Origin of the sequence: Acutalibacter sp. JLR.KK004, from assembly GCF_036941085.1 — a bacterium.
Classification (GTDB): domain Bacteria; phylum Bacillota; class Clostridia; order Oscillospirales; family Acutalibacteraceae; genus Acutalibacter.
Genome location: NZ_JAYMNQ010000001.1, coordinates 1,109,965 through 1,129,701 on the forward strand (window position 1 = coordinate 1,109,965; position 19,737 = coordinate 1,129,701).

A 19,737-nucleotide genomic window follows, 5' to 3' on the forward strand; every position below is an offset into this window, starting at 1 on the left:
CCGAAAAACAAAGGCGGATTTTAGGCGTTTTGTGCAGGAGGCTCATTCGGCCGCCGGGAAACCCAGCTTTCGCGCGGCTGTAGGCATTTTTTTAAATTGACATTTTTCAGGATTCTACCCAGTATTGCCCTTTACTTTTTCATAGGCGGAGTGTATAATGATAAAGTAATGCGCGCCTAAAATATTCCGTTTTTTTTAGGCAGCCTTTCCGAGCGTCTTTTTCCCGGGAAGGCGGCATAAGCATTCTTTTGCAGGAGGTGAGAAGTTTTGGCAAAAGACACCATGCAGGCCGTAAACCAGGCGGAGCAGGATGCCCGCCAGACGGTGCTGCGTGCCAAAGAGGAAGGCGAACAGCTAGTGGCAAAAGCCGCGGAGCAGGGCAAGGAAGCCATTGCGGGCGCGGTGAAGGAGGCCAGGAAAAAGGCCGAGGTGCTGCGGGGCGTAGCCCGCGCAGACGCGGAAAAGCTGCACGCCCAGTCTGCGCAGGCGCTTGCGGATACCCAGGCAGACCTGCAAGCCAGTGCCGGAAAGGCCCGCGAGAAGGTGGCGGGGGAGATCCGGAAAATCGTTTTGGGGCAGCCCTAAAGGAGGTCGATGCAGATGGCGGTAGTGGAAATGAAGCGTATACATATATATGCGCTGAAAAACAACCGCAAAAAAATCCTGGAAATGCTGCAGCGCAAAGGCGCCGTGGAGGTAAACTCCCCGGACACCGCCGAGGAGCTTTTCTCCAAAACGGACACTGCCTCCGCAAAGCAGACATTTGAAAAGAACGTACAGCTTATTACCAACGCTGTGACGGTGCTGGACAGCTACGCCCCGCCCCAGAAGGGGATGCTCTCCATGCTGGAGGGGCGCACAGCCATCAGCGCCAAGCAGTATGATCAGACCGCCAAAGAGGCCCCGGAAGTGACGAAAAAGGCTTCCCGCATTGGGGCGCTGGGCAAGAAGGTTGCAGACGAACAGGCGGAAATCCTGCGGCTGGAAGCGCAAATTGAGAGCCTCACCCCCTGGCTGGGACTGGACATTTCCATGCGCACAAAGGGCACAGGATCCACAGCCGTGTTTATCGGCTCTTTCCCGGAGGAAGTGGCGGAAGCAGATTTAAAGAACAAGCTGGCCCAGGCGCTGCCAAAGGTTTCCTCCGTTACGGTGGAGGTGGTAAGCGCCCAGGCGCAGCAAACCTGCGTTTTCGTGATGTGCCACAGCAGCCACGCAAACGAGGTGGAGGGCGCTTTGCGGGGCATGGGCTTTACGTACCCGGCGGCCCCCTCCAAAAAAGCTCCCGCAGAGCGCGTGGAGGAGCTGAAGGGCCGCATTGGGAATGCCCGGAAGGAGATCGAAAAGGCAGAAGCGGAAATCCGCTCTTTTGCCGGCGACCGGGAGGCCCTGCTCTTTACAGCGGATTATTTCACCATGCGCCGGGATAAATACCAGGTGCTGGGGGAATTGTGGCAAAGCCCCCATGTGTTCTACCTGACGGGCTTTGTGCCCGCCCGCATAGCCCCCCTGCTGCAAAAGCAGCTTGAGGAGGAGTATAAAGCTTTTGTAGAGCTGGAGACCCCCTCTGAGGACGAGGACTTGCCGGTGAAGCTGCAAAACGGCTTCTTTGCTTCTGCTGTGGAAAGCGTCATTGATGGCTACAGCCTGCCCGGCAAATGGGAGGTTGACCCCTCCAAGGTTATGTGCGTGTTTTATTACGTGCTCTTCGGCATGATGCTGTCAGACGCAGGGTATGGCTTCCTCATTGCCCTGGGCACAGCCATCGTGCTCTTAAAGTTTAAAAACATAGAAGCGGGCCTGCGCAAGACCATGCGCATGTTCTTCTTCTGCGGCGTGTCCACAATGTTCTGGGGCGTCATGTTCGGCAGCTATTTTGGCAACGCGGTGGATACCATCGCCCACACCTTCTTCGGATACTATTCGAACATCCCCTCTGTAGACAACATCCCGTCTTTAACACCGCCCCTGTGGTTCGCCCCGTTAAGCGACCCCATGCGGCTGATGCTGTTCAGCTTCCTGTTGGGCATCATCCATTTGTTCGCCGGCTTGGCCATGCAGATTTACCAGTATGCAAAGCGCGGGAAATATGCCGACGCCCTGTATGATTCGGGCTTCTGGTATATGCTGGTGGGAGGCCTTATCATTGCCCTGGTGGGCAGCGACATGTTCCAGGATATGATGAGCCTGGATTTAGCCATCCCTTCCATCGTCAGCACCATCGCCGTTGTACTGGCAGCTATTGGCGCGGTGGGCATCGTTGCCACCAGCGGCCGGGAGAGCAAAGGCGTAAAGCGCCTCTTAAAGGGCCTTTACGGGCTTTACGGTGTTTCAAGCTGGCTTTCCGACATCCTGTCCTATTCCCGCCTGCTGGCTTTAGGCCTTGCCACCGGCGTTATTGCCAACGTGTTCAACATGCTGGGCACCATGGCAGGGGGCGGCGTTGTAGGAGCCATCCTGTTCATCCTGGTCTTTATCATAGGCCACGTTCTCAACCTGCTCATCAATTTGCTGGGCGCATACGTACATACCAACCGTTTGCAGTATGTGGAGTTCTTCGGCAAATTCTATGAGGGCGGCGGGCGGAAGTTCGAGCCTTTTGCCGCTAAGACAAAATACTTTAAGATTACGGAGGAAAAGTAAAATGGACATCTCTAGCTTAGTATTCAATTGGGATCAGTTAGGCATTGTGTTCGCGCTGGCCGGCGCTGTGCTGGCTGCACTCATGGGCGGCATCGGCTCCGCCATCGGCGTTGGCATGACCGGCCAGGCCGCCGCGGGCGTTGTAACAGAAGACCCCTCCCAGTTCGGCAAGGTTCTGATTCTCCAGCTCCTGCCCGGCACCCAGGGCATTTACGGCCTGCTCATCGGCTTCGTCACCCTGACCCAAATCGGCATCCTGGGCGGCAGCGCCGACCTGACCCTGGCTAAGGGCCTGCTGTACCTGGCCGCCTGCCTGCCCATGGCAATTGTAGGCCTGGTGTCCGCCAAATGGCAGGCAAAGGCTGCTGTGTCCTCCATCTCCCTGGTGGCAAAGCGCCCCGACCAGTTTGGTAAGTCCATGATCTTCCCCGCCATGGTGGAAACCTACGCGGTTCTGGCCCTGCTCATCTCCATCCTCTCCATCACCAGCATCGGCGGCCTGTCCGTATGAGGAACCCGCTGAAACCTGAGAGAGAGGAGGGACAGGGATGACCGGACTGGAATCGATCATCAACCAAATCGCGGGAGACGCCCAGCAGGAGGCTTCCGAAATCCTCGCCGGGGCAAAAGAGCGGGCTGAAAAGGCTGCTAAAGAGGCCCAGGAGGAGGCAAAGCGCCAGGCTGACGCTATTTTGCAAAAGGGCGAGCAGGACGCAAAGGACATCCGGGAACGGGCGCAGTCTGCCGCGGAACTTGAAAAACGCAATCAGATGCTTTCCTTTAAGCAGAGCCTCATTGGGGAGGCCATTGAAGGAACCAGGGCTTCCTTGGAGGAGGCTCCGGATAAGGAGTATTTCGACACGCTCCTGCAGCTTTACAAGCGCTTCGCCCAAAAGGGCCAGGGAGAGCTGCGGCTGAACCAGAAGGATTTAAAGCGCCTGCCCGGCGATTTTCTCGCCCGTTTGAAGCAGGCTGTTCCGGAAGCCGACATGCACATTTCCCCTGCGCCTGCCGATATAGAAAGCGGGTTCCTTTTGGTGTATGGGGGCATGGATATCAACTGCACCTTCCGGGCGGTTTTTGAAGATGCCGCAGACGCACTGCGGGACGCTGCCGGCAGGCTGCTGTTCCCGGCATAAATCCCCCTAAAGAAAGGAATTCCCATCTATGAGTGACGATTTTATCTATGCGGTGGCGCGGGTACGCTCGAGAGAGCTTGCCCTGCTGGGCCGTCAGGACATCGACCAGCTCATGGCCTGCAGGGGGTTCGACGAGTGCCTGCGGGTGCTGAACGACAAGGGCTGGAGCGGCGGCAGTTCTGCCGAAGCGCTGCTTGCGGCAGAGGAGGAAAAGACCTGGGCTTTCATCCGGGAATTGACGGATGACCTGGCGCCCTTCTCCGTGCTGCTGTACCCTATCGACTACAACAACCTCAAGGCTGCGGTCAAGTGCGTGGTAACAGACACCCAGCCCCAGAACGTGTTCCTGAGCGGGGGTTCCATTGACCCCCAGGCGATGGTGCGCTGTGTGAAGGATAACGACTTCACATCCCTGCCCCCCCAAATGGCGGAGGCAGCGGACGAGGCATACCATGTGCTGCTGCAGACTGGCGACGGGCAGTTGTGCGACGTAATCCTGGACAGGGCCTGCCTGACAGGCATCCTCCAGTGCGGCAAGGACAGCAAAAACGAGCTTTTGGAGCAGTATGCCCAGTTGCGGGTGGCTGTCTCCAACATTAAGACTGCGGTGCGCGCCTGCAAAACAGGCAAGTCCAAAGCCTTTATCGACCAGACCCTGGCCCCCTGCGGCACCCTGGACGTGTCTTCCCTTTCCGCCGCTGCCTGCAAAAGCGTGGAAGATATCTACGGGTATCTTGCCGCCACGCCCTACAGCGGGGCCGCTGAAAAGCTGAAGGAATCCTATTCGGCCTTTGAAAAGTGGTGCGACGATCAGGTAATGGATCTGATTAAAGAGCAAAAGCGCAACCCCTTCACAGTAGGCCCTCTGTTCGCCTATGTATTGGCGCGGCAGAATGAGGTGAACACTGTGCGGATTATCCTGTCCGGCAAGCTTAACGAGCTGGACGACGGGGTTATCCGGGAAAGGCTGAGGGATATGTATGTATAAGATTGGCGTATTAGGCGACCGGGACAGCATTTACGGCTTTGCCGCCCTGGGCCTGGAAGTGTTCCCAGTGTCCACCCCTGAGGACGGGGCCAGGGCCTTGCGGAACCTGTGCGATCAAAACTATGGCATTGTGTATATCACCGAGGCCATGGCAGAAGAGCTGGCTCCCGAGCTGGAGCGCTGCCGGGAAAACCTGCTGCCCGCCGTTATCCCCATCCCCGGGGTGCATGGCAACACAGGGCTTGGCATCAATATGGTGAAGCGCTCGGTAGAGCAGGCCGTAGGCTCTGATATTATCTTTAACCAAAAATAAGCTGTACAATAAAATCATCGAGAAACGGGTGATCGAGAAACATGAGTAAAGGCACTATCAAAAAAGTGGCCGGACCTCTCGTCATCGCCAAGGGCATGCGCGACGCCAACATGTTCGACGTGGTGCGCGTCAGCGACAGGCGCCTGATTGGCGAGATCATCGAGATCCATGGCGACGAAGCCTCCATCCAGGTTTACGAGGAGACTTCCGGCCTTGCCCCCGGGGCGCCTGTGGAATCCACCGGCGAGCCTATGAGCGTGGAGCTGGGGCCTGGCCTTATCAGCAGTATCTATGACGGCATCCAGCGCCCCCTGGACGATATTATGAAGGTTGCGGGCAACAACCTGTCCAGAGGCGTGGAAGTCCCCTCCCTAAAGCGGGACGCAAAGTGGGAGTTTGTGCCCGCCATGAAGGCCGGCGACGAGGTTTCCGGCGGCGACATCATCGGCACTGTGCAGGAGTCTGAAATTGTCTCCCACAAGATTATGGTTCCCCCTGGCATTACAGGCACCATCAAGGAGATAAAAGGCGGCAGCTATGTGGTTACAGACACCGTCTGCACCGTCACCACCAAAGACGGTAAGGACGTGCCGGTAACCCTGATGCAGAAGTGGCCTGTGCGCCGCGGCCGTCCCTACAAGCAGAAGCTGTCCCCTGACATGCCCCTGATTACAGGCCAGCGCGTGGTGGACACCCTGTTCCCCATTGCAAAAGGCGGCGTGGCGGCTGTGCCCGGCCCCTTCGGCAGCGGTAAAACCGTTGTGCAGCACCAGCTTGCCAAGTGGGCCGAGGCCGACATCGTGGTTTACATCGGCTGCGGCGAGCGCGGCAACGAGATGACCGACGTGCTCAACGAGTTCCCCGAGCTGGTTGACCCGAAAACAGGCCAGTCCCTGATGAAGCGCACGGTGCTGATTGCCAACACCTCCGACATGCCTGTGGCGGCCCGGGAGGCCTCCATCTACACCGGCATTACCATCGCCGAATATTTCCGCGACATGGGCTATTCCGTAGCCCTCATGGCCGACTCCACCTCCCGCTGGGCCGAGGCCCTCCGCGAGATGTCCGGCCGTCTGGAAGAAATGCCCGGCGAAGAAGGCTACCCGGCCTATCTGGGCAGCCGCCTGGCTCAGTTCTACGAGCGCGCGGGCCGCGTGATGACCTTGTGCTCCGGCGACCGGGAAGGCGCCCTGTCTGTTATCGGCGCTGTATCCCCTCCCGGCGGCGACATTTCCGAGCCTGTCTCCCAGGCCACCCTGCGCATTGTCAAGGTGTTCTGGAGCCTGGATTCTTCCCTGGCCTACAAGCGGCACTTCCCTGCCATCAACTGGCTTACAAGCTATTCCAACTACATGGACACCATGCAGGACTGGTTCAACCAGAACGCCGGGGAGGACTGGATCGAGCTGCGCAACAAGCTGATGCGCCTTCTGCAGGACGAGTCCGAGCTGGAAGAAATTGTGCAGCTTGTTGGCATGGACGCCCTCTCCGCCCCTGACCGCCTGAAGCTGGAAGCCGCCCGGTCTATCCGCGAGGACTTCCTCCATCAGAACGCCTTCGACGATATCGACACCTACACCTCCCTGGAGAAGCAGCATGACATGATGCAGCTTATCATTGCCTACTACGAGAAGGCCGCCGAGGCTTTAAGCGAGGGCGCCGATATCAACACCCTGATAGACCTGCCTGTGCGGGAACAGATTGGCCGCTTCAAGTACACAGAGCCTGAGAAGGTGAAGGAAGCCTTTGATGAGGTTTCCAAGCAGTTGGAGCAGGAACTTTATGACGCCAAACAGGCAAAGGAGGAATTCTGATGCCCAAGGAATATAGGACGATCCAAGAGGTTGCCGGCCCCCTGATGCTGGTGCGCGACGTGGAAAACGTGGCCTATGACGAGCTGGCGGAAATCGAGCTGTTTAACGGCGAGAAGCGCCGCTGCAAGGTGCTGGAGATTAACGAGGGCAACGCCCTGGTGCAGCTCTTTGAAAACTCCACCGGCATCAACCTCTCTAACTCCAAGGTGCGCTTTTTAGGCCGCAGCATGGAATTAGGGGTCAGCGAGGACATGCTGGGCCGCGTATTCGACGGCCTGGGCCGGCCTATTGACGGCGGCCCGGACATCCTGCCCGACCGCCGGGCAGACATCAACGGCCTGCCCATGAACCCCGCCGCCCGCAACTATCCCCAGGAGTTTATCCAGACCGGTGTTTCCGCCATCGACGGCCTGAACACCCTGGTGCGCGGCCAGAAGCTGCCCATCTTCTCAGCCTCCGGCCTGCCCCATGCCCAGCTTGCCGCCCAGATTGCAAGGCAGGCCAAGGTGCGCGGCACCAACGACCCCTTTGTGGTTGTGTTTGCCGCCATGGGCATCACCTTCGAGGAATCCAACTTCTTCGTGGAAAGCTTTAAGGAGACAGGGGCTATCGACCGCACCGTTATGTTTGTGAACCTGGCAAACGACCCTGCTGTTGAGCGTATCGCCACCCCCCGCATGGCCTTAACCGCCGCGGAGTACCTGGCCTTTGAGAAGAATTACCACGTGCTGGTTATCCTCACCGACATTACAAACTATGCCGACGCCCTGCGCGAGGTTTCCGCTGCCCGTAAGGAAGTGCCGGGCCGCCGGGGCTATCCTGGCTACATGTATACGGACTTGGCCCAGATGTACGAACGCGCCGGGCGCCAGAAGGGCAAGAATGGCTCCATCACTATGATTCCCATTCTGTCCATGCCGGAAGACGACAAAACCCATCCCATCCCCGACCTGACCGGGTACATCACCGAGGGCCAGATTATCCTGAGCCGCGAGCTGTACCGCAAGAATATTTCCCCGCCCATCGACGTGCTGCCCTCCCTGTCCCGTCTGAAGGACAAGGGCATTGGCGAGGGCCGCACCCGGGCCGACCACGCCGCCACTATGAACCAGCTCTTCGCCGCCTATGCCCGAGGCAAGGAAGCGAAGGAACTGATGGTGGTGCTGGGCGAAGCTGCCTTGACGGAAATTGACAAGCTGTACGCCAAGTTTGCAGACGCCTTTGAGACAGAATATGTCTCCCAGGGCTATGAATCCAACCGGGACATTGAGGAAACCCTGGACTTGGGCTGGAAGCTTCTGTCCATCCTGCCCAGAGGCGAGCTGAAGCGTATCAATGACAAGTTCCTCGACCAGTATTACGGAAAGGTGTGATGACCCTTGGCCGGCACACAAGTGAATCCCACCCGCATGGAGCTGACGCGCCTGAAAAAGAAGCTGGCAACCGCTACCCGGGGCCACAAGCTTTTGAAGGATAAGCGCGACGAGCTGATGCGCCAATTCCTGGACAAGGTGCGGGAAAACAAGCGCCTGCGGGAACGTGTGGAAGAGGGCATAGGGGCCGCCAATAAGAATTTCCTTCTGGCCCGGGCTGGGATGCAGGATCAGGTTTTAAACACCGCTCTGCTTGCCCCCAAGCAGCGTGTCTCTCTGGAGAGCGAGGCCGAAAACGTGATGAGCGTGGAAATCCCCAAGTTCACGTTTAAGACCCGCACGCCGGATCAGAACGACATCTTTTCCTATGGCTTCGCCTTCACCTCCAGCGATCTGGACGGTGCGGTGCAGTCTTTGGCAGACGTGTTCCCCGACATGCTGGCCCTGGCCGAGTGCGAGAAGGGCTGCCAGCTTATGGCGGTGGAGATTGAAAAAACCCGCCGCCGGGTAAACGCCCTGGAGCATGTGATGATTCCTGAACTGCAGGCAAACATCAAATACATCTCCATGAAGCTGGACGAAAACGAGCGCTCTACCCAGATCCGCCTGATGAAGGTCAAGGACATGATGCTCAAGGAAGCCCATGGCTATGATGACCCTCTGAACTAAAAGTATAAGCTGTACAAAGAACCGGGCAAAGGCAGAAACCGCCTTTCGCCCGGCTTTTTTGTGCAGTGAAGAGGGATTTGCCCATGAGAAAGCCCCCCGGAATCCGGGGGGCTTTCTGCAGGCAATATAGTAAACGCACTCTGAGCGGTGGAACTGCCTATACCAGCCGCCAGCTTGACAGCCTGACTTATTCGTCTGCCATTATAAAACTACATACCGTTCCTTTCGCAGAACCGGGTGAGGATAGCCGCGGCCTGGGCGCGGGTGGCGCTGCCCTTGGGGGCCAGGGTGCCGTCGTCCATGCCGTTAATCAGCCCGCAGCCCACAGCCCAGTGCATGGGGGATTCCGCAAAGGAGGCCAGCTTCTGGATGTCCGGGAACCGGGAAAGATCAGCCCAGTCGGAAACGTCATAGCCCTTCATCACAGCATAACGGTGCAGGATGGTGACAAACTGTTCCCGGGTAATAATGTGGGTGGGGCCGAAGCGCCCGTCCCCATAGCCCTCCACCAGCTTGTTGGCGGCGGCCCAGGCCACAGGCTGTGTATACCACTGCCCGGCAGGCACGTCTGTAAACTTGCTGGAATCTGCCGCCGGAGAGCCTTCCAGCCTGTGCAGGATGGTGACAATCATGGCCCGGCTGGTGGCAACCCCAGGGGAAAAGTGGGTTTCATCCATTCCCTGCATCATGCCCCGGTCGTATACATATTGGACAGAGGCATAAAACCAGTCCTTTTCCTTTACATCCGTGAAGGGCAGGTATACGTTCCCCGCTGTGACAAATATGGCCTCCAGCTTCACAGCGTTGCCAGGCATCCGGAAAGTGTACTGCCCGCTGCCCATGTCCAGAATGGCAACCGGCTGGCCCTTGCTGTCTGTCACCAGCAGGGAGCCTAGCTTATATCCGGCTTCCGGCTGGACGTACACTGTGACCACCTGGTTCTCCCGGGCCGCCGGAAGCACCTGGTAGGAGCCATGGGGGGCCTGGGGGGCTGTGATGGGGTGGCTCTCTCCAAAGGGCAGGTCAGGGGATTCGCTGTCTGTAGACTGCACCACCGGCACTTCTGCCGGGGAAAGGTTCTCCACGCCCCCCGCTATATCCTGGGAGTCCAGCAGGGCCACTTTGGCCCGCTCCGGTATCACCCCCATGCCGTTTGCAGACAAGCCCCCCAGCGTAAGGGCAGAGCCGCTGTTCAGGGCCAGAGGGGAGGCCAGATATACGGTAAGGGTGGTTTGTCCCTGGCTGTGGGTAACCGCCGCGGCGTGCCCTGGGCTGTAGGCCAGGGGGTCGGCGGGGGTGAGGGATACCTGGGAGGCTTCATAAGAGCCTGCCAGGGTGACCTCCAGTTGTACGCCGTAAATGGTTTTGCCGCTTTCCAGGCCGCTAAGTCCCAGCACCACAGCGCCCTGGGCTGTCTGGCGGTAGGTGAGGGAAAGGCCGGCGGCTGAGGCGGGCAGGGGCAGGACGCTGAGCAGGCAGGCCCAGCAGAGCAAAAGCGCCCCCAGCTTCTTGCATTTTTTCATGGATATGTCCTATCCTTTCTCATATAAGTAAAGTACTCTTGCGGGAAATAAGGCTCGCCTTACGCCAGCCGGATGACAGGCAGGGTATCGCCGCCAGGGCTTTGCGCCCAGAGTGTCTGGGCGGTGGTGCGCTGGCCCCCGGCTCCGTCCGGGTTATCCTTGCGCACCATCTCCACCATAATCTGGCTGGGCAGCAGGTTCACCCCGTCGCAGTGGGTGGCCCCCTGCAGCTCCGCCTCTTTCTGGACGTTGGGCACGAAGATGAACAGCCCGTCGCTGATATCGCTTACCTGCTTGTCCTCCGGAATCTCCGCAAACAGCAGGGCATAGCCGTCCATGTCCCGGATTTCCTCCGACACCACCACCTGCTCACTGCCGCTGGCATTGGTAACGGCCTGGGTTTTGGTAAATTTCCCCTTCAGCCGCAGGGTGTTGTATACGGGATCCCCCCGGTAGGTGCCGGCGATAATTAAAGTCCCGGCAGGGATAACGTCGCCTGTGCCGTCCCCATAGCGGTAATCAGATTCCAGCTTGCCCATAAAGCCTCCCTCGTCCTCCAGGAAGGACACGTCGTCCCCGGCATAGCTGATAAGCTGGATGTCGGACGAGGCCATGGCAGCGGGAATGCCGGTAATTGTAACAGTCTTTGCGTCATAAGTCCACACCCGGGTGTCTGTGCTGGAGGTGCCGGGCTTGTTGAAATAGGTGAGATAGCTGTTCCTGTCGTCCACAGCCTGGTTGCCGGTGGAGAAGTTCCCCTCCCGGGCTTTCACAGACTTGCCCCCGGCCTGGGTGACCGTCACCGTATAGCTGCCGGAAGCGGGACGGCTGCTGCCGGTAAGCTTGATGCCGGAAACGCTTGTCTCGCTGCGAAGGGTAAAGGTGGCAGTGCTGCCGCTGCGCACAACTGTGTAATCAGACGCAGGTACGGTTTTGTCGTAAGCAATGCGCACCTGCCCGGCATTTGCCCTGCCGATTTCATTGCCAAGGGTGTTGTATGCTGTTACCGTATAGGTAAAGGCCAGATGGTTTCCAGAGCCAATCACGTCTGTGTATACGGCGCTGCCCCCGGTGCTGGGCACAAAGGCAATGGCCTTGCCGTCCCGCTGTATCTCATAGCCCTGCAGGTTCTGGACATTGGGAGGCGTGATGACAATTTGGATTTCCGTGTCGCTGCCCGCCCGTTTAGCGGCAGAGGCAGAGAAGCTGGCTGTAGAACTGGAAACCTTGTTTAACCTGTCCCGGCGGCTCTGGTCGTTTAGGTACCAGACAGCCCGGGTTTCCGCCGGATAATCTGAAAGCTTTTCCTTCACAGCGCCGCTTAAATCCAGGCCCCAGCGGGTGAAGAACGCCGTCAGGTTTCGATTTGCCACCCCGGAAGCGGTGAGGGCCAGCTTTTCATCATAGGTGGGGGAGGCAACGCCGTCTGTATAGGTGCCGGCCTTCCAGGCCTTGAAGAACCTGTTGTAGAAGTCTGTGGGGGACTGGTTGTCATAGGCCAGATGAAGCTGCCAGTACATGCCAAGCTGCACGAACACGTCGTTGGAAGCGCCGGGCAGGCCCTGGGCTGTCTTGTTGAAGATGCCCTGGTATTTCCCGCTGGCCTCCAGGCGGGAGCGCAGGGTGCCCTGCTTCCCGTCATAGGTCTGCACCATTAAGGAATACAGGTTGTTGGTAATTTCCGCTTTGCCCAGCTTGTCCATGTTGTGGCCGATTTCGTGGGCAATGCCCCATCCGAACAGGCTGTTGGCAGCAGCGCCGGAAGGCAGGCTCGCAATGGGGGCGCCGCCGCAAAGCCCGGCAGAGGAGCCGTATCCCACGCCGATGTGGCTGCCGGCCGCATACATGAAGGCTCCGGAGAACATCTGCATGCACCGGATGTTCTGCCGCGTCTGCATGGTGTTGCCGCTGTATGCGCCGTCAATGCCCTGGGTGGTGTTGCAGATGTACATCACGTCCTCCCAGGCCAGGACGGAGTTATAAAGGGCCTCTGCCAGGCCGCTTACAGGGGCGCTGTTTTTCACAGCCAGGGCAGGCAGGGACAAAAGCATGGTGGGGGTGGAAATTTCCGTCACATTCAAGCATTTCGTGGTCTTGTTGCTTTCCGTCACCCCGGCTTTGCCTATATAGCTGTTCAGCTCCGCCACATAGTCGCTGATAACCTGCTTCCGGGCAGGTTCCGTCATGGCATACCAGCCGGAAAGCTCCAGCACAGGGATGTCTGTGGCCCTGCGCACATGGAGGTTTATCAGGTGGGGACTGGCGCCTCCATAGCTTATATACAGGCTGCCGCCCCGCTCTGTGCTCTGGCTGCCGATTTTCGGAACCGTAAGGGTGTTGCGCCCGTTTTCCAAAGTGCCTGCCAGGGCGCGCCAGGTGGAAGCCTCGGCGTTAAACTGGGTGGCATATACGGAAACCTTCTCCCCGCTGGGGATGCCGGAGGCATAGATGGTAATTTCCTGGTTTGCCTTGGCAGCCACGCCTAAAGGCTGCAGCTCGCTGCCAGACTGCTTGTGCTTCTGGCTGTCCGCGCTGGCGCTGCGGGACTGTATCCCTTCCACCACCACGCCGGTGCTTTGCCCGGAAAGCAGCTCCTGGGCCAGATCCAGCTCATCCTTCAGGGTGGCGGTGTCCAGGTAATAGAAGCGCTCGTCGCTGTTTAACCGGGTGCGCAGGCTGTTTATCTGCTGCAGGGTCACCCCGGAGCGCAGCCGGGTGCGCAGCTCGTTTGCGAACAGGGCGCTTATCTCGTCCGGCAGGCAGTGCCCGGGATCATATTCCATAAACAGCAGCTCAGAGCAGCTTACAATATTATACCCGTCCTGCTCCACCGCCACGCTGATTTGGATAACCTTTTTGGCAGGCCCAAAGGGCAGGATGGCAAATTTCGAGGTGGGGATGGCGCTCTTGTTGGGAATGGTGGGCCAGGTGAAAACATCCCCGCCGGCAGTGCCGCCATTGCTGTCCTGGCCGCCCTTTGCGGGATCCGGCACCAGCAGGTGCCCCGGGCCATTCACGTTTTCCCCTTCATACCAGACCTGGACGCTGTAAGCCCGCAGGAACCGGGGATAGCTGCCGTCCAGCCGTGGGGACCAGAGCACAGCCTGCAGATCCACAGGCTCCTTAAAGGTGGTGATAACATGCTCGTTGCCATACCAGTTGGCGGCTGTCCAGTGGGTGCGGTAGTCCCCGTCAATCATGTTCTCAGGTTTAAAGGGCTTGTCCGCCGTATATTCCTTGCCGGCATAGTTTCCCGGCGCCCCCAGCTTGATGCCGGCTATCTTCCCGGCATCCAGCAGCCCGGAAGAGGGAAGGCCCTCGGGGCGGTCGTACACAACGGCCTTGGGGGTGCCCTCTGAAATGCGGGAAGCCCCGCTTTTCCCAACCTCGTTGCCCGCCACCACATAAAGCTGGTAAGGGGTGCCGTTTTTCAGGCTGGAGATGGTGGCGCTGGTGGCGCGCAGGCTGCCGCCCACCTGCTGGTAAGCGGCGGAGGCGTTCTTCTCCTTGTAATATACCTCATAGAAGGTGGCGGCTTTTGAAGCTTTCCAGGAAATGCCCAAAGCCCCCTCCAGCTCGGTAACCTGCACCATGTCCGGCGCGTCCGGCTTTTTGCTGGGCTGGGGCGTGGCCTCCACTGTGTCGGAGGGATCCCCGGTCCAGCCTTCGGCGGTGGGGGTCACCTGGAACTTATAGGCCTGCAGGTTGTCAAGGCCCGTCACCTCCGCATAGGGAACAGAAGCCTGCACGCTCCTGCGGCTGCTTTCCTTCCCCACAGGCCAGAAGTCCACCCGGTATCCGGTAACATTGGGCAGCTCCCGCCATTTCAGGGTGACCTTCTCGTGGCCCGCCGCCGCTGTCAGCCCTGTAACCTGCCGGTTAGGGGCCACAGGGTTTTCCGGCACAATGTCCTTTAAAAACCGGATGGTTTCCACAGTCACATAGCCGTCCGGGGTTTTGCTGACAGAGATGGTAACTTTCTTTACAGGCACCCGCTTGCCCAATTCCAGGGTGATGGTGCGCAGGCCGTCGCCGCGGCCTATGGCATAAACCCCGGCGGGCAGGGCGGCGTTAAAGGACAGCGGCTCGCTGGAGCCGTCTGTATATTCCACCGTGGCGGTGCCTGTTTCCAGGCCGCCGTTTTCCGGCGCGTCAATGGTGATTTGGGACATTTCCACCGGGCTGCCGCCAAAGTCAATGGGCAAATCCAGGGTGTTCCCGGCAGACGTCAGGCTGACGCTGCGGCCGTTGTCTGTGAAAAGGTCGGACAGGCTCCCGCTGGAGGCGGAGGCCCCCAGGGAGGTGAGGGCGGCCATGTTCACAGGGGGAGACAGCAAGGCTGTGTTCTTCACCTCCGCAGCGCCTGTTGCCTTGATGTTCCGGGTGACATAGGCCAAATCTGCCAGCCCCACAGCGCCGTCCCCGTCCAAATCATAGGTGGGATACTGGCTGGGATCCGTGGAGGCAAGCCGCTGGGAAAGCAGGTCCCGGTCAATTTCATTCACCCGCCCGTCCCGATTAAAGTCCCCCAGGGTGAAGGTGGTGTCCCCAGTGCCGAGAATCAGGTGCTGGGAGTAGTTTTGCAGCACGATGTTGTGGGAATAGCTCTTATACCCCAGGCCCGAAAAGGCTAAGGTATAGCTGCCCTGGGGCAGGCCGCTGACAGACAGCGTGGCATACCGGGGCCAGCCTGTGCCGTCCGGGCCGCCGTCAGCGTTTTTCAGCTCCACCTGTGCCGGATACCCTCCCACAGAAAAGCTGTTTGTTTCCCACAGGGGCAGGGTACCAAGCTGCCTGCCGTTTTGAAGCAGGACAGCCTTCACGTCATGGTTTTGCAGGGCAGAGCGCTTTTGGGCATAGTCCAGGCGCAGGGTGGCCTGGATTTTCCCCAAAGCGGGGACAGCCTCTGTCAAAGGCTTTGTTTCGATTTCCTCCTGGCTTTCCAGGGCCAGGGCAGGGCAGGCACAGGAAAGGGCAAGGGCCAGTGCCAGCACCAGGGAAAGAATGCGCGCGGAAAATTTCATAGGTTCAGCTCCTTTTCCAAACAGGGATTATGTAAAGTGACAAAGAATCATGCCGTCCCTGCGGGAGACGGCGGAACACCTGTTCTGTATGGAATATTATAGCAAATCCCCCCAGATAAAGGCAAGCTGTTTTTCCCAAATTCTACAGAAAATCTGTCTTTTTCTCCGGAAATCCCCCAGACGGAAAAGCGCGCCGGGAAAACCCTTATGTAAATTCTTCTCCTATGCCTTGCTTTTACAGGCCCGCCATGCTAGAATACAGGAAAAGGGACGCGGCCCGGATGGAGAGCCCGAAAAGAAATACCATTATAATAAAAGGAAGTGTCAGCAGTATGAGTTCCAAGGTCTATTTTTCCAAAACCATCACCCCCGAAAAGGTGCTGGAGCTTTTCAAGCTTCTGCAAAAGGATCTGCCCGGCAAAACCGCCATTAAGGTGCATTCCGGCGAGGTGGGCAACCAGAATTTCCTGCGCCCCGATTTCTGGAAGCCTGTAGTGGACTTTGTAGGCGGCACTGTCACCGAGTGCAACACCGCCTATGACGGAGAGCGCAACACTACGGAAAAGCACCTCAAGGCCATCTCCCTTCATGGCTGGGATGAATATTTCGACTTTGACCTGCTGGATGCGGAAGGCCCGGATCTGGAGCTGGACATTCCGGACGGCCTGCAAATCAAGAAGAACTATGTGGGCAAAAACCTGAAGAAGTACGACTCCCTCTTGGTGCTGTCCCATTTCAAGGGCCATCCCATGGGCGGATACGGCGGGGCTATCAAGCAGCTTTCCATCGGCGTGGCCTCCTCCTTTGGCAAGGCGTATATCCATGGCGCCGGCAATCCCGACGAAATCTGGACTGCCGACCACGATTCCTTCCTGCGTTCCATGGCAGACGCGGCTGCCTCTGTGGTGGAGTTCTTCCATGGCAACGCCGCCTATATCAACGTAATGAAGAATATGTCTGTAGACTGCGACTGCTGCGCTGTGGCAGAGGATCCCTGCATGAAGGATATCGGCATCCTGGCTTCCCTGGATCCCATCGCCATCGACCAGGCCTGCCTGGATTTGGTGTATGCCGCCAAGGACGATCCCGGCCAGGCCCACCTGCTGGAGCGCATTGAAAGCCGCAACGGCGTTTTGACCATCGAAGCCGCCGCCAAATTGGGCTACGGCACCCGGGAGTATGAGCTGGTAGAAGTGGAGTAATTCCCGCTGCCTTTTGTGCGTTTCGGGAAAAACACGAAGGCCCCCATCCTTAGCTTTTGGCGGGATGGGGGCCTTTGCATATCTGTCTAGGGCTTGTTTGAAAATAGAGAAAGTGCCGGATTTTTGCCTAGGGCGAGGTGCTTTTAAGGCGGGAACCGCAAGAAAGGCTGTCGCCTTTCGAGGATTTCCAACACAGAAAGCGCCCGGATTTAGGCAAAAAGACGGTATTTGCGATTTTTCAAACAAGCCCTAGAATAGGCGGGCGCAGGTGAAAAATACTGTACAAAGGGGAGAAAACCTTTTGAAAACAGGGGAAAAGGGTTACAAAACAGAAACTTTTTGAATGTCAGACCCATAAAAGCTGCAAAACAGGAGATAGGGGGCTTGGTAGAATGTATGCCCGAAACTCCAGCGGCACCAAGACATTTGTGCAAATTTCCTATTGAAAGCCGGGCGAAATCTCAGTATAATAATGTACACGGAAAAAGAGAAATGCAATTTCCCATCCTGGAACTTGCATTTCCCGGCTTCCCGCTCCGGGGCGGCTGTCCCGGGGACATTCTTTTGAGAAAGGGGGCCAAAAATTGAAGAAACGGCCCCCGAAAAGGAAAGGTGATAGGAAATGAAGAAGAGATTATTCGCATTGGGGCTTGCGCTGCTCATGGTTGCGGCCTGCCTTGCCGCCTGCGGCGACAGCAGCTCCTCTCAAGCAGACCAGCCTGCCAGCACAGGTTCTTCCCCTGAAAGCACCGGCGCGGCTATTAAAATCGGCGGCACCGGGCCCCTTACCGGCGGCGCGGCGATTTACGGCAATGCCGCCAAAAACGGCGCCCAGATTGCGGTGGACGAAATCAACGCCCTGGGGGGCCTGCAGTTCGAGCTGCGCTATGAGGACGACGTACACGACCCCGAAAAGGCTGTTACCGCCTACAACACCCTGAAGGACTGGGGCATGCAGGCATTCCTGGGTTCCGTTACCTCCAAGCCTGCCGTGGCCACCTCCACCGAGGCCAATAACGACCACATTTTCTTCCTGACCCCCTCCGCCTCCTCCACAGACGTGCTGGGCGGCGTGGAGAACCCCCTGACAGAAACAGTGGAAATCCCCCGCAAGGACAACATCTTCCAGATGTGCTTTGTGGATCCCAACCAGGGTTCCGCCTCTGCCCAGTATATTTACGACCAGAAGCTGGGGGAGAAGGTAGCTGTTATCTATAAGAACGATGACGTATACTCCACCGGCATCTATAATTCCTTTGCCAGCAAGGCCCAGGAGCTGGGCATTCAGGTGGTGTCCGCCACCACCTTCACCGACGACACCTCCACAGACTTCTCTGTGCAGATTGCCGACGCCAAGGATAATGGCGCAGACCTGGTGTTCCTGCCCATGTACTATGAGGCAGCTTCCATGATCCTCATCCAGGCCGATTCTGTGGGGTACAAGCCCCAGTGGTTCGGCGTGGACGGCATGGACGGCATCCTCACCCTGGACGGCTTCGACACCTCCCTGGCGGAAGGCGTTATGCTGCTGACCCCCTTTAACGCCGACTCTGACGACGAGGCCACCAGCAAGTTTGTCTCCACCTACAAGGAGCAGTTTGGCGATGTGCCCAACCAGTTTGCCGCCGACGCCTACGACTGCGTGTGGTCTATCTATAACGCTATCAAGGACGAGGAGATTGCCGCTGATATTTCCGCCTCCGACCTGTGCGACAAGCTGATTGCCAAGTTCACAAGCGCAGATTTCTCCTATAACGGCCTTACCGGCGAGAACATGACCTGGGATGAGACAGGCGCTGTCAGCAAGTCCCCCAAGGGCATGGTAATCCAGGACGGCGTTTACGTGGGCCTGGACTAGGGCTTGTTTGAAAAATCGCAAACACCGTCTTTTTGTCCAAAACGTGCGTTTTCTGTGTTGGAAATCCTCGACAGGCGACAGCCTGTCTTGCGGTTTCCGCCTTGAAACCGCTCCGTTTTGTCTCAAAAATTCGGCACTTTCTCTATTTTCAAACAAGCCCTAATCTGTAAACTACTTTCCAAAGCAGCAAGCAAAGAGGGCTGGCCCCGGTTCGGCGGCCCTCTTCTTGCTATATCTGTCAAAATTTTGTATTCTCCGGCAGCGCCTTGAGCCGTCGGAGGCGACCTTAAACTTGAGGTGGTATTCTTGTCTTTCGTCAACAATCTTATCAATGGCATCAGCTTAGGCAGCGTGTACGCCATCATCGCCTTGGGATACACCATGGTTTATGGCATTGCCAAAATGCTGAACTTCGCCCATGGCGACATCATCATGGTGGGCGCGTATATCTGCTTCTTCATCTGCTCAGGCTTTGGCATGTCCCCCATCCTGGGCATTCTGGCGGCGGTGCTGGTATGCACCCTGCTGGGCATCCTCATCGAGCAGTTTGCCTATAAGCCCCTTCGGCAGGTGACAAGCCTTGCGGTGCTTATCACAGCCATCGGCGTAAGCTATTTCCTGCAGAACGCCGCCCAGCTTATGTGGAGCTCCAACCCCCGCATTTTCCCCGCCATCTTCGGAAACGGCGGCATCCAGCTAGGGGGGGATCTCCTCGTGCCTTACAAGACCCTGGTAACCATTGCCGCCTGCCTGGTTATTATGGCGGGCCTTATCCTCTTCACCGGGAAAACCCGCACAGGCAAGGCCATGCGGGCCTGCAGTGAAGATAAGGACGCGGCCCAGCTTATGGGCATCAACGTAAACGCCACCATTTCCCTCACCTTTGCCATTGGCTCGGCCCTTGCCGCCATTGCCGGGGTGCTGCTCTGCTCGGCCTATCCCAAGCTTATCCCCACCACCGGATCCATGCCCGGCATCAAGGCCTTCACAGCCGCTGTGTTCGGCGGCATCGGTTCCATCCCCGGGGCCTTCCTGGGGGGGATCCTGCTGGGGGTTATTGAGATTTTCTCCAGCGCCTACCTTTCCACAGAGCTGGCAAACGCCATTGTGTTCCTGGTGCTGATTGTCATCCTGCTGGTAAAGCCCACCGGGCTTTTGGGCAAAAAAGTCAGCGAGAAGGTGTGAGGTGCC

Annotated in this window: 14 protein-coding genes; 12 read left to right on the top strand and 2 right to left on the bottom strand. The window is 58.0% G+C overall.

Annotation, left to right across the window (positions count from 1 at the left end):
- The first annotated feature begins 267 nt into the window (after positions 1 to 267).
- The 9 genes from VSQ30_RS06190 to VSQ30_RS06230 are packed head-to-tail and all read left to right on the top strand — an operon-like array spanning position 268 to position 8,939.
- Positions 268 to 585 (top strand): SPFH domain-containing protein, encoded by a 318-nt coding sequence (locus VSQ30_RS06190; protein ID WP_334462814.1) that lies wholly within the window; start codon positions 268 to 270, stop codon positions 583 to 585.
- 15 nt (positions 586 to 600) lie between these two features.
- Complete coding sequence (locus VSQ30_RS06195; RefSeq protein ID WP_334462816.1) at positions 601 to 2,643, top strand: V-type ATP synthase subunit I; 2,043 nt, start codon at positions 601 to 603, stop codon at positions 2,641 to 2,643.
- Position 2,644: 1 nt separating this feature from the next.
- Positions 2,645 to 3,154, top strand: a complete 510-nt coding sequence (locus tag VSQ30_RS06200; protein ID WP_160641583.1) for a V-type ATP synthase subunit K — start codon at positions 2,645 to 2,647, stop codon at positions 3,152 to 3,154.
- 37 nt (positions 3,155 to 3,191) lie between these two features.
- Entirely contained in the window at positions 3,192 to 3,782 is a 591-nt protein-coding gene (locus tag VSQ30_RS06205) for a V-type ATP synthase subunit E (RefSeq protein ID WP_334462819.1), read from the top strand.
- 28 nt (positions 3,783 to 3,810) lie between these two features.
- Positions 3,811 to 4,770 (top strand): V-type ATPase subunit, encoded by a 960-nt coding sequence (locus tag VSQ30_RS06210; RefSeq protein ID WP_334462822.1) that lies wholly within the window; start codon positions 3,811 to 3,813, stop codon positions 4,768 to 4,770.
- On the top strand, positions 4,763 to 5,083 hold the full coding sequence (locus VSQ30_RS06215) for a V-type ATP synthase subunit F (RefSeq protein WP_160641586.1): 321 nt from the start codon (positions 4,763 to 4,765) through the stop codon (positions 5,081 to 5,083). Before VSQ30_RS06210 ends, VSQ30_RS06215 begins: the two co-directional genes overlap by 8 nt.
- 41 nt (positions 5,084 to 5,124) lie before the next feature.
- Positions 5,125 to 6,897, top strand: coding sequence for a V-type ATP synthase subunit A (locus VSQ30_RS06220; protein ID WP_334462823.1), 1,773 nt, complete (start codon positions 5,125 to 5,127; stop codon positions 6,895 to 6,897).
- Positions 6,897 to 8,270, top strand: a complete 1,374-nt coding sequence (locus tag VSQ30_RS06225; protein ID WP_160641588.1) for a V-type ATP synthase subunit B — start codon at positions 6,897 to 6,899, stop codon at positions 8,268 to 8,270. The genes VSQ30_RS06220 and VSQ30_RS06225 overlap by 1 nt, the downstream gene beginning before the upstream one ends.
- 6 nt (positions 8,271 to 8,276) lie before the next feature.
- Positions 8,277 to 8,939: a V-type ATP synthase subunit D gene (locus VSQ30_RS06230; RefSeq protein ID WP_160641589.1), complete on the top strand. Its 663-nt coding sequence runs from the start codon at positions 8,277 to 8,279 to the stop codon at positions 8,937 to 8,939.
- 209 nt (positions 8,940 to 9,148) lie between these two features.
- On the opposite strand, the gene VSQ30_RS06235 is transcribed toward VSQ30_RS06230, so the two are convergent.
- Both VSQ30_RS06235 and VSQ30_RS06240 read right to left on the bottom strand, forming a co-directional pair.
- Positions 9,149 to 10,462: an S-layer homology domain-containing protein gene (locus VSQ30_RS06235; protein ID WP_334462825.1), complete on the bottom strand. Its 1,314-nt coding sequence runs from the start codon at positions 10,460 to 10,462 to the stop codon at positions 9,149 to 9,151.
- Between the two features lie 59 nt (positions 10,463 to 10,521).
- Positions 10,522 to 15,486, bottom strand: a complete 4,965-nt coding sequence (locus VSQ30_RS06240) for a M60 family metallopeptidase (protein ID WP_334462827.1) — start codon at positions 15,484 to 15,486, stop codon at positions 10,522 to 10,524.
- Between the two features lie 332 nt (positions 15,487 to 15,818).
- Between VSQ30_RS06240 and VSQ30_RS06245 the strand changes: the two genes are divergently transcribed.
- The 3 genes from VSQ30_RS06245 (at position 15,819) to VSQ30_RS06255 (ending at position 19,731) form a co-directional block, all read left to right on the top strand.
- Positions 15,819 to 16,688, top strand: a complete 870-nt coding sequence (locus VSQ30_RS06245) for a DUF362 domain-containing protein (protein WP_334462830.1) — start codon at positions 15,819 to 15,821, stop codon at positions 16,686 to 16,688.
- A 622-nt stretch (positions 16,689 to 17,310) separates the two neighbouring features.
- Complete coding sequence (locus tag VSQ30_RS06250; RefSeq protein ID WP_160641593.1) at positions 17,311 to 18,546, top strand: ABC transporter substrate-binding protein; 1,236 nt, start codon at positions 17,311 to 17,313, stop codon at positions 18,544 to 18,546.
- A 306-nt stretch (positions 18,547 to 18,852) separates the two neighbouring features.
- The gene (locus VSQ30_RS06255; RefSeq protein ID WP_160641597.1) at positions 18,853 to 19,731 is read left to right on the top strand and encodes a branched-chain amino acid ABC transporter permease; all 879 of its coding nucleotides are present in this window, start codon (positions 18,853 to 18,855) and stop codon (positions 19,729 to 19,731) included.
- Positions 19,732 to 19,737: the final 6 nt, after the last annotated feature.